Here is a 1,177-nt window from a genome sequence, read left to right as displayed (position 1 = left end):
CGACCGCGCTCACCACCAGGCGTAACCCGTGCGACCGTGCGAACTCCTCGGTCGGCCGGGACAGCGCCTGCTCGGTGAAGCGCCGCATCTGCCGCGGCGCCTTCAGATCGCGGTAGCACTCGGCGGCGTCGGCGGCGAAGCGGTCGTAGGAGTAGAAGCCCAGCCAGCTGGGATCCGCGTCGCCCGCGCGGGAGCGCTCCAGCCAGCCCTCGGCGGCCTTGAGCGCGGCCCCGGCCGCCGCCGCGTCGCCCGCCTTCGCGTGCGCGCGTGCCTCGACCAGCCGGAAGAAGCTCATGGTGCGGGCCGTCGCGAGCCCCCGGTTGCGTTCGAGCGCGGCCTGCGCCAGGTCGACCCCTTCGTCGGCGAAGCCGCGGTACGTCGCCTGGAGCGACATCGATGCCAGCACATAACCGCCGAGCGGCACGTCAGCCGCCGCGCGGGCCAGGCGCAGCGCCTGGATGTAGTACCGCTGCGCTGCCTCCTGCTGACCGGTGTCGAAGGCCATCCACCCGGCCAGCCTGGTCAGTTCGGCGGTCGCGCCGAAGAGGCCGCGGCCGACCTCGTCGCTGTACGCGGCGAGCAGCAGCGGCGCCGCGTCGACCCGCAGGCACTCGGGCACCATCGACGAACGCCAGTCCCCGCCGCCGTACTTGGAGTCCCAGCGCTGGGCCTGGCTGACCGCCTTCCACAGACTCGTGATGTCGGTGCGTCCGACACGCCGACCGGACGCCGCCCCGGCCGGCCCGGTGTCGGCCGGCTGGACCAGCCATCTGGTGACGGGCATGGCGTAGGCGCTGACGGCGAAGCCGAGGACGTCGCGTCGGTCCACGTCGCTCCAGAAGTCGGCGGCGCCGAGCACGGCGTCGGTCGGGTCGCGGGGGAAGTGCAGGCCGATGTCAGGGTCCGACGAGGTCCGTGTCCCCATGCCGATGTCTTCGGCGGTGACGGCACGGCCCAGCTGTCCACCCAGCGCTTCGGCTATCAGCGACGGTACTGGGTGACGGGGGGCCATGCCGCGCTCAGCCCAGTTCAGGACACTCGTATGGACGTATTTCGTTGTGATGCCCTTGCGTTCCGCGAGTTCGTTGACCCGGCGCGCGAGTTGCTTGTGGCCGAGGCCCGAAGCGGCGATGAGCCGCACGAGCCTGTCATTCGGCCCCTTGGGCGCTCGTGCCGC

The 1,177-nt window shown here is 72.2% G+C and carries 1 protein-coding gene; it reads right to left on the bottom strand.

Annotated elements, in window-relative coordinates; translation table 11 throughout:
- Positions 1 to 1,141 (bottom strand): sporulation protein (locus ACFXKA_RS43050; protein ID WP_379431920.1); only part of this gene is annotated, 1,141 nt, incomplete at its 3' end.
- Positions 1,142 to 1,177: the final 36 nt, after the last annotated feature.

The sequence above is a fragment of the Nocardia sp. NPDC059228 genome, from assembly GCF_042754245.1.
Taxonomy (GTDB): domain Bacteria; phylum Actinomycetota; class Actinomycetes; order Mycobacteriales; family Mycobacteriaceae; genus Nocardia.
The sequence above is the reverse complement of the archived record's forward strand: the minus strand, read 5'-3'. Positions and strand labels throughout refer to the sequence as shown.